Raw genomic sequence first — 12,703 nt, forward strand, 5'->3', positions numbered from 1 at the left:
GCTTGGGGTTGGCCTATTTCTTCGGGACGATCTTCAGCACCCGGCCCTTGGTGTTGTCGGTGGCGAGCCAGATCGCGCCGTCCGGTCCGACGATCACGTCGCGGATGCGCTCATTGAGTTCGGTGAACAGCCGCTCCTCGCCGACCACCTTGCCGTCTTTCAACACCAGGCGGGCCACCTGCTTGCCGGAGAGGCCGCCGATCAGCACGCTGCCCTTCCAGGCGGGAAAGGCCTCGCCCTCGTAGAAGGCCATGCCGGCCGGGGCGATCACCGGGTCCCAGTAATAGACCGGCTGCTCCATGCCGGGCTTGGCGGTGATCCCTTCGCCGATCGGTTGGCCGGAATATTCTTCGCCATAGGCGATGGTCGGCCAGCCGTAGTCCTTGCCCTTTTCCGGCTGGTTCAACTCGTCGCCGCCGCGGGCGCCGTGCTCGACCTCCCACAGCTTGCCGGTCGTCGGATCGAGCGCCGCGGCCAGGATGTTGCGGTGGCCGATGGACCAGATTTCGGGTCGAACGCCGGGCTTGCCGACGAAAGGGTTGTCCTTGGGGATCGAACCGTCGGCGTTGATCCTCACGACCTTGCCAAGCGTCCCGTCCAGCCGCTGGGCCAGGGCGCGGCCAGGCAGGATCGAGCGCTCGCCAAGGGTCACGAACAGGGTTCCGTCCTTGGCGAACACGAGCCGGCCGCCATAGTGCTTGGTGGAATCCAGCGACGGAGTCTGACGGAAGATCACCTGCACGTTCCGCAGGCTCTCGCCGGTCAGCGTGCCGCGCGCCACGGCCGTGTGGTTGCCGCCGGCCGGGTCGGTCTCGGCGTAGGCCCAATAGATCAGTCCGTTGCTCGCGAAGGCCGGATCGACCGTGACACCTAGCAGGCCGCCCTGGCCGCGGGCGTCGACGGGCGGCAGGCCGGCGACCGGATTCGACAGTTTGCCGTCGGTCCCGAGGATCCGCAGCCGGCCGGGCCGTTCGGTGATCAGTAGCCGGCCGTCCGGCAGGAAGGCCAGGCCCCAGGGATGATCCAGGCCCTCCGCGGCGGTGGTGACCTCGTAGGCGACTTTGGACACCATGCCCGGCGCGCGCGTCTGTCCAGAAAAGGCCGGCTTCTGGCCCTCGGCGTTGGGCGCGCCCGGCGTCGGCTGGGCCTGGCCCTGGGTCCCGCCGCAGGCGGCGAGTTGGGCCGCGACGGCGGCGACGGCAAGGACGTTGCGCATGGGGAACTCCTCGAATTGAAGCGTGAAAAGCCTTTGGACGTCAGTCGGTCATGGCGGCCAGGGCCTCGGCGGGCGCAGCGCCCTCCAGATGGATCAGCGACCAGACGGCGTAGAACAGCAGCGCCCAGCGGTCGCTGCTCTCGTTGGCGAAGGCCGCGGCGACGGCCTCGGGGGTACGGACCCGGCGCACGGCCTCGATCTTGGCGATGCGGCCGGCGAGGTCGGCGGCGCGCGGGGCGATCCAGGCGTTGACCGGAACGGTGAAGCCCTGTTTGGGCGCCCAGGGCGCGGCGGCCGGACAGGCGCGCTCCAGCCACTTGCGCAGCAGCCACTTGCCGTAGCGCCGGCGCACCTTGAACCGGTCTGGCAGGGCGAAAGCGAAGGCGGCGACCTCCGGATCGAGGAATGGCGTGCGCCCCTCTAGGCCGTGGGCCATCAGGCAACGGTCCAGCTTGGTCAGCAGGTCGTTGGGCAGCCAGGTGGCGATATCGGCCCACTGGGCTTGCTGCAGGCGTGTCAGGCCCGCGGGCGGCATGGCCGCGGCGCGCCAGCGGGCCAGCACCTCGGCGTCGGCGCTGCGCGGCTCGGCCAGGCGCCCGCCCAGCCAGGCCGGCCGCAGGGCGCGGCGATAGCGTCCGTAGCCGCCGAACAACTCGTCTCCGCCCTCGCCGGTCAGGACCACGGTCAGGGTCCCCTTGGCGGCTTCGGCCAGCTTGTAGGTTGGCAGGGTTGCATAGTCGGCCGTGGGGTCGTCCATCGCCCAGGCGACCTGCGGCAGGACCCGCCAGAAGTCTTCCTCGCCGAATTGGATCTCGCGCCAGTCGAGGTCGAGCGCCCGGGCCACCCGCTCGGCCTGGGCCCGCTCGTCGCGCGCGCCGGGCGCTTCGAAGCCGCAGGTGAAGGCGGTGACCGGGCGCTCGTTCAGCCGCGACATCAGGGTCGCCACGGTGGCCGAGTCGATTCCGCCGGACAGGAACAGGCCGTAGGGGACGTCGGAGCGCTGATGCACCCGGACGCTGTCTTCCAGCACTGCGTCCAGGCGGTTGACGAGCCGGGTCTCGCCGCCGCCGCGCGAGGTCCTGGCCGGCACGGCGATCCGCCGGCCGCGCGGGACGATCGCGCCGTTCACGACCTCCACGACTTCCCCTGGCGCCAGGCGGCGCAGCCCGGTGAAGATCGTCTCCTCGCCGAGCGTGTAGTTGAAGGCCAGCAGTTCGCGCACCCGGTCTTCGGAGATATCCGCCCCGATCAGCCCGGCCGCCAGGAAGGCTCGCGGTTCGGAGGCGAAGGTCACGCAGCCGTCATGTTCGAGCAGATACAGCGGCTTGATGCCGAACGGGTCGCGGACCAGCCAGACCCGGCCGTCGGCGCCGATCAGGCAGAAGGCGTACATGCCCCGCAGGCGATCGAAGGCGGCCGGGCCTTCCTGCGCGTAGAGATGCAGCAGCGGCTCGAAGTCCGACCCCGTGGCCAGCCTTTCGTTCAGGCCGAAGTCGGCGGCCAGTTCGACATAGTTGTAGATCTCGCCATTGCCGATGACCGTGGACCCGGCGGCGTGCAATGGCTGCCAGCCGCCCTCCAGGTCGATGATCGACAGCCGCGCGTGAGCCAGCGAGCGGTCCGGCCGTTCCTCGACGAACACCCCGTTGGGGCCGCGATGGACGATCGCCTCGATCAGCGGCCGGGCGGAGCCGCCCGGGCCGATAACGCCCGCGATGCCGCACATCAGATCGCCCCGTAGTCGGCGAACAGCTCGCGCCACTGGGCGACCACGGCGGCCTGCGAGAACTCGGTCTCCACCCGCGCGGCGGCGTTGCGGACGAGGGTGGCGCGCAGCGTCGGATCGGCCAGCAGTCGGTTCACGCCTTCGGCCAGGGCCTCGGCCTCGTCGATGGGGACGAGCAGGCCGTCCTCGCCGTCACGGATCAGGGCCGCGGGACCCTGGCTGGCGGCGGCGATCACCGGCAGGCCGTGGGCCCAGGACTGGATCACCACATTGCCCAGCGGCTCGTAGCGCGAGGGGAAGACGCAGATGTCGGCCGCGCGATAAAGGGCCGAGGCGTCGGTGCGCCAGCCCAGGAACCGCACCCGATCGGCGACGCCGAGCGCGTCGGCCATGGCCCTCAGCTTGGCTTCCAGCCCGCCCGCCCCGGCGATCCACAGGTGGGCGTCCGGGACCTTGGCCAGGGCGTTCAGCGAGACGTCGTGGGCCTTGGACTCGTGCAGCCGGCCCATGGCCAGCAGCAGCGGGACCTCGGCCGGCGTGTCGAGGCTCGCGCGGTCGACCGGGCCGACCTCGGCGGGGGCCTCGGCGAAATTGGGGATGTGGCGCACCTTGCCGGCCGGCCAACCCTGGCCCACCACCCACTCGGCGATGTCCTCGGTATTGGCGACCAGCTCGTCGAAGCCCCTGTAATATTTGAGGTTGTAGTAGCCTCCCAGGCGGCCGACCCGCGCCCACGGGCCCTTGGGCGTGTGCCGGGCGGCGCGGTTCATCCAGGCCAGCGCCAGCTTGACGTCGTACTTGCGGGAAAATCCTGCCAGCTTGGGCTTGGTTAGGATGTCGACCGGACCGCCGAACCGGAAGACCCCGGACGGCACGCCCATGCGCGCCAGGGCGGCCTCGCGATTGGCGTTGGCGCGGATCGCACAGGCCTGATCCACGCCCGCCCGCGCCAACGCGCCGACCAGGTCGAGGAAGTAGGTTTCCGCGCCGCCTTCGCCGGCCGTTCCCAGGAGGTGAAGCACGCTCATGCCGGAGAGAACCTAGCTGGGTAACGCGCCGCACCCAAGCCGCTTGAAGCGGGGAAAAAGCCACCCTATAACCCGCCCCTCGCCGAAAGGCCCGGCGGCTGGGTAGCTCAGATGGTTAGAGCGGTGGATTCATAACCCACAGGTCGGCGGTTCGATCCCGCCCCCAGCTACCACCTTATACAAACTCGGCGGTTCGGCGCTCTGGCCCTCAGGGGGCGTGAACGCCGCGGTTCAGCGTAATCTCAATCGGCGCATCGGCCGAACGCACCCGGGCCATCGGCCCCCGGAGCGACCGCTCGCCAGACTCCGCGCCCTGGCTAGGGGTGAACAACCGTCTTGGAATTGGCGCCTAGGCGGGAGCCCCTGCTCGCCATGTTCGAGGACGTCGTCCCGACGAGAATCCTCACCTACGAAATCGGAACTCCGACGCGCCGATGTCAAACATCATCAGTAGAACTAATCGTTTAGAACAACTGATCTTGTATTGATCGACAGCGTCGATGATTTTGCGAATGCTGAAATAAATCCGGCACAATTGTGTATTCGCATGGTGATCGCTGGAAGCGGCGCATCAGGCGATTGTGGGGCCGGGCGAGTGTGGTTTGGCCGCGCCCGTACGTCTTAGCTTACAGCGGCGGAGGTCCGCCGGCCCGCACGCGGGCGCCGAAACGCAGGGGGATAGGGTCTTGGGGTTCAGGTGGAGTTTGGCTGGGGCGGCGGTCCTGGTGTTCGTCGCGAGCGGCGCGGCCCTGGCGGCGGGCCCGGCGACCGTCATCGTGGGCGCCACGGTGTTCGACGGCACGGGCGCGGCTCCGCGGGTGGCGAGCGTCGTCCTGCGCGACGGCCGCATCGTCGAGGTGGGCGCCAAGGTGAAGACGCCGCCCGGCGCTATCGTGATCGACGCCAAGGGCAAGGCCCTGCTGCCGGGCTTCTTCGACCTGCACACGCACTGGACGCCCGGCGGCAAACCCAATACCGCGCCGCAGATCGCCAGCGCCTACGTGGCGGCCGGCGTCACCACCATCAACGACTTCCATCAGCCGCCGGAGGCCTATGAGCCGCGTCGCCGCTGGCTTTCGACCCTCACCACGCCGCATGTGAATTTCACCGCGCGGATGAGCACCCCAGGCGGGCACGGCGCCGATTGGGGTGATGTGGCGACCACCAAGTGGGTGAACACGCCCGAGGCGGCCCGCGCCGAGGTCCGCGCCCTGCTGCCCTACAAGCCCGACGCCATCAAGGCCTTCGCCGACGGATGGCGCTACGGCTCCGCGCCCGACAACACCAGTATGGACCTCTGGACCCTATCGGCCCTGGTGGAGGAGGCGCACAAGAACGACATCAAGGTGCTGACCCACACCGTCACCGTCGAGCGGGGCAAGGTGGCCGCCCGGGCCAAGGTCGACGTGATCGCCCATAGCCTGCAGGACCGCGAGGTCGACGGCGAGGTCGTTGACCTCATGAAGGCCAATGGCGCCACCTACGCGCCGACCCTGGCGGTCTATGAGCCGGTGAAGCCCGGTCAGGCGGAACCCGACCGCAGCGACCCGCGGGTGCAGCAGTCCTTCCGCAAGTTCGGCTACGCCCTGCACAATGTGAAGGTGCTGCACGACGCCGGCGTGCCCATCGCCGTGGGCACCGACGCGGGCATGCCCGGCACGCCGCACGGCGCAGCGACCCTGCGGGAGATGGAGCTGCTGGTTCAGGCCGGCCTGACGCCCACGCAGGCCCTGATGGCGGGCACCGCCAACAGCGCCAAGGTCATGGGCGAACTGGCCGACCGCGGCACAATCGAAGCCGGCAAGCGCGCGGACCTGGTGCTCGTCGACGGTGCGCCCTGGGCCAATATCGCCGACATCCGCAAGACCGATCGGGTGTTCATCGACGGCCAACTGGCCTTCGGCCCCGGCGCGAAGGTTTCCGCCGGCAACGCCCAGTCCGCCATGCCGGCGATCAAGGTCAAGGCGTTGATCGACGACTTCGAGCGCCCCGACGGCCGGACCCAGCTCGACACCCTGCGTCTGGACGACATGGACGGCGGGCATGACCGCACCGTTCAGGTCAGCCAGATCGTGCCCCGCGCCGCCGGCGGCCGGGCGTTGCTGATGACCGCCCGGATGGCGACCAAGGAGGCGCCGTCGGCCGGGATGATCCTGCCGCTGAGCCGCGGTTCGGTCGAACCCGTGGACGCCCGGAGCTATTCGGGGGTGCGTTTCGAGGTCCGCGGCGATGGCGGCGCCTACAGCCTGTCCGTCAACACCCTCTCGGGCCGTTGGGGCAAGACCGTCACCGTCGGCGATCAGTGGACCACCGTTCAAGTCCCCTTCGCCGAACTCGAGCCGACGGTGGGCCGAGGCGGAGAGGGCGGCGCCTGGAGCGGCGCCGACCTGGTGGGCGTGGGCTTCAGCGGCGGGCGCAAGGCCGGGCAGAAGCTCTGGCTCGAGGTGGACAACGTGACTTTCTACTGACCAGCCGGCCGCGGGTTTCCCGCGGCCGATTTGCAGGACGTGTCGGGTCCCCCGGGATCCGTGAGCCGACCGAGGGGGCGTGCCGATGAAGTTCGAACGAGTATTTTCCGGAACCGTGGCCTTGGCGCTATGCGTCGCCCTCGGCGCGCCGGCGGCCTGGGCCGGGCCTGCCGTCACCTCGCCCAAGGAGGCCTTCGGCCACGAGATCGGCGACGACTACAAGCTGGTCAACTACACCCAGCTCGAGGCCTATTTCAAAACCGTCGCCGGCCAGTCCGACCGCATGAAGCTCGTCGAGATCGGCGCCACCGAAGAGGGGCGCCGGGAATATATGGCCATCGTCTCCTCGCCCAAGAACCTCGCCAATCTCGACAAATACCGCGACATCGCCCGCAAGCTCGCCAAGGCCGAGGGCATCGACGCGGCCGAGGCCCAACGGCTGGCGGCGGACGGCAAGGCGGTGATCTGGATCGACGGTGGGCTGCACGCCACCGAGGTGGTCGCCCCCCAGGCCCTGATCGCGGGCCTGCACGACATGCTGACCAAGGACGATCCGGAGACGATGCGGATCCTGGACGACGTCATCATCCTGTTCGGGCAGGTCAACCCCGACGGGATGGAGTTGGTGTCGAACTGGTACATGCGGAACGCCGACGAGGAGAAGCGGGAGTTCTCGAACCTTCCGCGCCTCTATCAGAAATACATCGGCCACGATAACAACCGCGACTACTACATGTCGGCGATGAAGGAGACGACCAACGTCAACCGGGTCTTCTTCCGGGAGTGGTTTCCCCAGATCATCTACAACCACCATCAAACCGCCCCTGGCGGGACCGTGGTGTTCATGCCGCCCTTCCGCGACCCCTTCAACTACAACTACGACCCCTTGGCGATGTCGACGCTCAGCGAGGTCGGTTCGGCCATGCACAGCCGGCTGATCAGCGAGGGTAAGCCTGGTTCCACCATGCGCAGCGGGGCCACCTATTCCACCTGGAACAACGGGATGGAGCGCTCGGTCACCTATTTCCACAATGCGGTGGGCCTGCTCACCGAGATTACCGGTCATCCGACGCCGATGACCATTCCGCTGATCGCCAAGAACCAGATCGCCCGCAACGACCTGCCGGCGCCGATCGCGCCTCAGGCGTGGAAGTTCCGGCAGTCCATCGACTACTCGCTGAGCATGAACCGGGCGGTGCTCGACTACGCCTCGCGCAACCGCGAGCGTCTGCTGATGAATATCTGGCGGATGGGAAACAATTCGATCGAGCGCGGCCGGAAGGACAGCTGGACGATCACCCCCAAGCGCATCGAGGCCCTAGAGGCGGCCGCCAAGGACAAGCCCCTGGTTGGAACCGGACGCACCCGCGGCCTGCAGCCCGAGCTCTACAAGGCGGTGCTGCAGGACCCAGCCCAGCGCGACGCCCGCGGCTACGTCATCCCGGCCGACCAGGCCGACCTGCCCACGGCGGTGAAATTCCTCAACGCGCTCATCAAGACCGGCGTGGACGTCAAGCGCGCCACCAAGCCCTTCACGGTCGCGGGCAAGGCCTATCCCGCCGGCTCCTATGTGGTGAAGGCCGACCAGGCCTATCGGCCGCACGTGCTGGACATGTTCGAGCCCCAGGACCATCCGCACGACTTCGCCTATCCGGGCGGGCCGCCGGTGCCGCCCTACGACTCCACCGGCTATACGCTGGCCCTGCAGATGGGCGTGAAGTTCGACCGCATCCTGGATGGGTTCGACGGACCCTTTGAGCCTGTGGCCGACGTGATGACGCCGCCCCCTGGGCGGGTCGTCGGATCGGGCAAGGCCGGCTACCTGGTGAGCCACGAGGTCAATGACAGCTTCATCCTGTCGAACCGGCTGCTCAAGGCGGGCCAGGGGGTTTACTGGTTGAAATCCCCGACGCGCGCGGCCGGTCGGTCGTTCGGGCCTGGAACCCTCTGGATTCCCGCCACCTCGATCAACCGGGCGATCGTCGAAACCGCCGCGCGGGAGCTGGGGTTGGACGCCTACGCCCTGGCAAACAGGCCAGCGGGCGCATCCCTCAAGCTCAAGCCGGTCCGCATCGGCCTGGTGGACAAGTACGGCGGCGTCATGCCGTCGGGTTGGACCCGTTGGCTGATGGAGCAGTACGAGTTCGACTACAAGGTGGTCTATCCGCAGCAACTGGACGCGGGCGCTCTGAACAAGGACTTCGACGTCCTGATCTTCACCACCGGTCTGTTGGCCGCCGAGGACTCCGAGGCCCAGCCTAGCCGCCAACCCAAGGCGGAGGACATCCCCGCCGAGTTCCGCTCCTGGCTTGGCGAGATCACCGAGGAGAAGACCGCCCCACAGATCGCCGCCTTCCTCAAGGACGGTGGGACGGTGCTGACCATCGGTTCTTCGACCCGCCTGGCCGAGATGGTCGGGGCGCCGGTCAAGAACCTGCTCAACGGGCCCGACGGCAAGCCGCTCCCCCGGACCAGCTTCTACATTCCCGGGTCCCTGCTGAAGGTCTCGGTGGATAACGGCCAGCCTCTCGCCTATGGGGCGCCCAAGACCATGGACGTCTACTTCGATCGCAGCCCGGCCTTCGCCGCGGGCCAAGGCGCGCGCGTGGCCTGGTATCCCGAGGGCGACGTGCTGCGCAGCGGCTGGGCGCTGGGCCAGGACAAGCTGGTCGGCGCCAGCGCCATCGTCGACACGGAGGTTGGACGCGGAAAACTCTTCCTCATGGGGCCGGAGGTCGCCCAGCGAGCCCAGTCGCACGCGGCGTTCAAGTTCCTGTTCAATGGCCTGCTGTACGGCCCGGCGAGCGTCCGGCGCTGAGTCCGACGTCATATTGAGGCGGAGGCCTGCAGGCCTCACGCGGCCGGGTGTCCCCATACCGAAGCCGTGCGTGAAGATCTTCGCCTCAAGCGCGGCGCTTCGTCCCGCCGCGCCTCCCAGCCCCGCTTTCCTCCCGGAGCGGGGCTGGATTGCGTCGGCGTGGCGCAGGTCCGCGTCCCTGGAGCCGGAAACCTCGACCAACTACAGCGTGGGCCTGGCGATCACGCCGATGCCGGGGCTCTCGGTGACGGTGGGCGCCTACCGCATCGAACTTCGCGACCGGATCGCCCTGACCGGCCTGCTCTCCGGCTCGGGGGTGGCGTCCATCCTGACGCGCAATGGGTTCCCGTCGAACCTGTCGGCGCGCTACTTCGCCAATGCGATCGACACCAATACGACGGGCCTCGACATCGTCGGCTCCTACGCTCACCAGCTCGGAGACCGCGGGCGCGTGTGCCCGACACCCAAGGCTTCGCACCCTTCGGCGGCAACTCGCCGTTCGGAATCCGCGGCGGCTTCTAGGCAGGTTGGGGAAGGGCGGCGCCCCTACGCCACGTCGGCTGCAGGCGCTTGGCGGCGCTCCATGCGCGCGCCGAGCCTACGGCTCGACCGGGCAGGCGGCCTTTACGTGGGCGACCACCTCGGCGTGGGTGGCGAACCAGGCGTTCATCGAGCGGCCCAGCCGCGCGATCTCATCCAGGATCCAAATGCGTGATCGGGCGCCGATGACGTGTGGATGCATGGTCAGCTGGAAGAGCCCGCCCTCGGCCGCGGCCCCGGCGAGCTCGCGGCGGAAGATGTCGAGCACCGCCTCCGGCGAGGTGTAGGGCCGTAGGCCCGAGAACCGGTTCATGCCGAAATAGACCGCGTCGTCGCGGATCCATTCCACGGGCAGTTCGACGACGCCGGTGGGTTCGCCGTCCATCTCCAGCTCGTAGCAGTCGTCGTCGGCCATCAGCGAACTGTCATAGGCCAGGCCCATCTCGCGGATGATCTTCAAGGTGTTGGGGCTGAAGTCCCAGGATGGGGTGCGGATGCCGACGGGCCGGATGCCGGTGAGGTCCTCCAGGGCGTCGGCGGACCGAAACATCAGATCGCGCTCGGCCTCGTAGGGAAGGGTGGAGTTCAGCTCGTGGATCCAGCCATGGATGCCGATCTCGTGGCCTTCGGCCACCGCGCGCCGTTGTTCCTCGGGATGGAGCAGGGCCGACACGGCGGGAACGTAGAATGAGGCGGGGACCTCATGCCGGCCAAGGATTTCCAGGATGCGCGGGACGCCCTTGCGCGCGCCGAACTGGCCCCAGCTCTGGCGGCTGATGGATCCGCCGCCATCGCGCAGGTCGTTGGTCTCGTGGTCGCTGTCGAATGACAGGGCCACGGCGAACGGCGCGCCGCGCGGCCAGTGGTCGGGCGCCAGTCGACGTCCGGCCCGAACCCGGTTGACCACCTTGCGCCACCGGGCTTCCGGCCAGCGCCAGGGCGGCAGATCCTCGTCCTTCGGCGAACCGCCCATCAATGTCCTCCGTTCACCGACAGGATCTCGCCGGAAATGAAGCTCGCCTGGCTGGAGGCGAGGAACACGGCGGCGTTGGCGATGTCCTGCGGGGTTCCCAACCGTCGCAGGGCGATCCCCTCGACGATCTGGCGCTGGCGGTCCGGGCTGTAGGACGCCCATTGCCGGGCCGTCGCCTCGTTGGTCTGCACGAAGCCCGGAGCCACGCTGTTCACCCGCACACCGAACGGGCCAAGCTCATGGGCCAGCTGGCGCGTCAGCCCGAGCAGGGCATGCTTGGCCGCGCAATAAGCCTGGACCCCAGTGAGAGACGCCTTGAGCGCCGCTCCTGAGGTGATGTTGACGATCGCGCCGCCTCCGGCCGCCTTCATGCCGGGGACGCTCGCCCGACAGAGCGAGAGCGCCGCGCCGAGGTTGATCTCAAGCACCTGGTCCCACGCGGCGTCCGTGACCGATTCGATGGGCGTGAAGCTCTGACCCGAGACCCCGCCCGCATTGTTGATCAGCACGTGAATCGGGCCACCGGTCTGCTGCTCGATGGCCGCGATCCAGCGGCCGCCCGCCTGCCGGTCAGTGAGGTCGACCACTTCTGTCTCAATCCCGGTCCCCCGGCCGAGGTCACGCAGATCCTCGACCCGGACGTCGCAACCGTGGACCCGGGCGCCGAGGCGCTGGAAGCTCTCGGCGATCACGCGTCCAAAGCCGATCGCCGCCCCGCTGACCACCACGGTCTGGCCGGTGAAGTCGGGCGCGAAGCTCATGCTATGGCCAGGTCCAGCGGCGGGCGGGCGCGTAGCTGCTCGGTCAGATTGGCGGCGCCCGCCATCACCGCGGCCACGACCTGCTGGCGCTTGTCGTCGAACCGCGCGGTGACACAGCCCATGTTGAGGGCGCCCACCGGGTGGCCGCTGGCGTCGACCACCGGCGCCGCCACTCCCGTGCCGCCAAGCGCGAACTCTTCCATGACGATGGCATGGCCGTCCTCCCTGGCGCGGCCGACGATCTTCAAGATCTCGGCTCGATCGGTGACGGTATGACGGGTCAGCGCCGGGAAGGGGCCTGGGCCGATGAGGTCGCCCCAAGCCGCGGTCGGGCTTCGGGAGACGAGGACCCGTCCGATGGCGGTGCAAAATAGCGGGATCGGCCGATTGATGTCCGTGTCGTAGCGAACGTCCACATTGGCGACGACCTTGACCAGGTTGCGCGCATGACCAGGCGTCGCCCAGACGCCGAACGTCATCGACTCCCCCATCTCCTGACTGAGGGCTTCCATGATCGGGCGCGCGGCGGCCACCAGCCGCGCATAGGGGTCGGCCGCCCACCCAAATCCGCCGCTGCGATAGGCGTCGGCGAGCAGATAGCGGTCGCTCAAGGGGTCGCGATAGACATAGCCGCGGTTCACCAGGGTGCGCAGGAGCATGAGCGTGCTGCTCTTGGGCGCGTTGAGCCGCGTGGTCGCTTCCCGCAGCAGGACTCCGTCGTCCGCGACCGCGATGAGCTCCAAAAGGTCGAGGACCCGAGCGGCGGAGAGGACGTTGTCGGTCATGTGGGTGAATGATGTTCCTATGCTTGAACGCATTCTCGCTCTGCGCCTAAGCCGTCGTCAATCGTCGGCCGCGTCGCGCGGCCAAAACCGATTGCAGTCGTGGAATCCATCAGGCTGGCCCATGATCCAGGCCACAGCCGCATCAGATATTTCGTGGACCTGCAAGGCCGGTTTGAACCGCTTTATTGCGATGTTCGGTCGGATGAACCCGTGTCGAGCGACTTTTTCGCGGGGGCGCCGCGAGGTGGGCGCCGGACAACTGACCCATCAGTTTGCGTTATTGAACAGTCCAAGAGCGGTTGTTGGACGTAGCGCGCGTCGCCGTGGACAATCCCTCAGGATCAGGCCGTCTTCAGGTCTGGACGCATGAGGGGATTAGAAAAGATGT

At 68.3% G+C, this 12,703-nt stretch carries 9 protein-coding genes and 1 tRNA gene; 4 read left to right on the forward strand and 6 right to left on the reverse strand.

Annotation, left to right across the window (positions count from 1 at the left end):
* Positions 1–13: 13 nt before the first annotated feature.
* Genes V6M51_RS10670 through V6M51_RS10680 form a run of 3 tightly spaced genes read right to left on the reverse strand, consistent with a single transcriptional unit; the run spans position 14 to position 3,970 of the window.
* The gene (locus tag V6M51_RS10670; protein WP_332767012.1) at positions 14–1,216 is read right to left on the reverse strand and encodes a PQQ-dependent sugar dehydrogenase; all 1,203 of its coding nucleotides are present in this window, start codon (positions 1,214–1,216) and stop codon (positions 14–16) included.
* 40 nt (positions 1,217–1,256) lie between these two features.
* Positions 1,257–2,942, reverse strand: coding sequence for an asparagine synthase (glutamine-hydrolyzing) (gene asnB, locus V6M51_RS10675; protein WP_332767014.1), 1,686 nt, complete (start codon positions 2,940–2,942; stop codon positions 1,257–1,259).
* The gene (locus V6M51_RS10680) at positions 2,942–3,970 is read right to left on the reverse strand and encodes a glycosyltransferase (protein ID WP_332767016.1); all 1,029 of its coding nucleotides are present in this window, start codon (positions 3,968–3,970) and stop codon (positions 2,942–2,944) included. Before V6M51_RS10680 ends, asnB begins: the two co-directional genes overlap by 1 nt.
* 96 nt (positions 3,971–4,066) lie before the next feature.
* On the opposite strand from V6M51_RS10680, the gene V6M51_RS10685 reads away from it, so the two are divergent.
* From V6M51_RS10685 to V6M51_RS10700, 4 genes are all read left to right on the forward strand, one after another.
* Positions 4,067–4,143, forward strand: a tRNA-Met gene (locus tag V6M51_RS10685).
* A 513-nt stretch (positions 4,144–4,656) separates the two neighbouring features.
* Positions 4,657–6,438, forward strand: a complete 1,782-nt coding sequence (locus V6M51_RS10690; RefSeq protein WP_332767018.1) for a CIA30 family protein — start codon at positions 4,657–4,659, stop codon at positions 6,436–6,438.
* A gap of 85 nt (positions 6,439–6,523) precedes the next feature.
* The gene (locus V6M51_RS10695; RefSeq protein ID WP_332767020.1) at positions 6,524–9,256 is read left to right on the forward strand and encodes a M14 family metallopeptidase; all 2,733 of its coding nucleotides are present in this window, start codon (positions 6,524–6,526) and stop codon (positions 9,254–9,256) included.
* Between the two features lie 70 nt (positions 9,257–9,326).
* Positions 9,327–9,971 carry a TonB-dependent receptor domain-containing protein gene (locus V6M51_RS10700; RefSeq protein ID WP_332767022.1) on the forward strand — a complete coding sequence of 215 codons (645 nt, stop codon included), beginning with the start codon at positions 9,327–9,329 and terminating at the stop codon, positions 9,969–9,971.
* Here V6M51_RS10700 and V6M51_RS10705 read toward each other — a convergent pair.
* From V6M51_RS10705 to V6M51_RS10715, 3 genes are read right to left on the reverse strand one after another with little or no spacing between them, the layout of a single operon-like run.
* A complete protein-coding gene (locus tag V6M51_RS10705; protein WP_332767024.1) occupies positions 9,855–10,769 on the reverse strand; it encodes a polysaccharide deacetylase family protein in 915 nt (304 codons plus the stop codon). The genes V6M51_RS10700 and V6M51_RS10705 overlap by 117 nt on opposite strands.
* Positions 10,769–11,530 carry an SDR family NAD(P)-dependent oxidoreductase gene (locus tag V6M51_RS10710; RefSeq protein WP_332767026.1) on the reverse strand — a complete coding sequence of 254 codons (762 nt, stop codon included), beginning with the start codon at positions 11,528–11,530 and terminating at the stop codon, positions 10,769–10,771. Before V6M51_RS10710 ends, V6M51_RS10705 begins: the two co-directional genes overlap by 1 nt.
* On the reverse strand, positions 11,527–12,315 hold the full coding sequence (locus tag V6M51_RS10715; protein ID WP_332767028.1) for an IclR family transcriptional regulator: 789 nt from the start codon (positions 12,313–12,315) through the stop codon (positions 11,527–11,529). The genes V6M51_RS10710 and V6M51_RS10715 overlap by 4 nt, the downstream gene beginning before the upstream one ends.
* Positions 12,316–12,703: the final 388 nt, after the last annotated feature.

It is taken from the genome of Phenylobacterium sp., from assembly GCF_036677185.1.
Taxonomy (GTDB): Bacteria; Pseudomonadota; Alphaproteobacteria; order Caulobacterales; family Caulobacteraceae; genus Phenylobacterium.

Coding starts and splice junctions, on each gene's coding strand:
- V6M51_RS10670 (WP_332767012.1), bottom strand. CDS start 1,216: ATGCGCAACGTCCTTGCCGTCGCCGCCGTCGCGGCCCAACTCGCCGCC.
- asnB (WP_332767014.1), bottom strand. CDS start 2,942: ATGTGCGGCATCGCGGGCGTTATCGGCCCGGGCGGCTCCGCCCGGCCG.
- V6M51_RS10680 (WP_332767016.1), bottom strand. CDS start 3,970: ATGAGCGTGCTTCACCTCCTGGGAACGGCCGGCGAAGGCGGCGCGGAA.
- V6M51_RS10695 (WP_332767020.1), top strand. CDS start 6,524: ATGAAGTTCGAACGAGTATTTTCCGGAACCGTGGCCTTGGCGCTATGC.
- V6M51_RS10705 (WP_332767024.1), bottom strand. CDS start 10,769: ATGGGCGGTTCGCCGAAGGACGAGGATCTGCCGCCCTGGCGCTGGCCG.
- V6M51_RS10710 (WP_332767026.1), bottom strand. CDS start 11,530: ATGAGCTTCGCGCCCGACTTCACCGGCCAGACCGTGGTGGTCAGCGGG.
- V6M51_RS10715 (WP_332767028.1), bottom strand. CDS start 12,315: ATGACCGACAACGTCCTCTCCGCCGCTCGGGTCCTCGACCTTTTGGAG.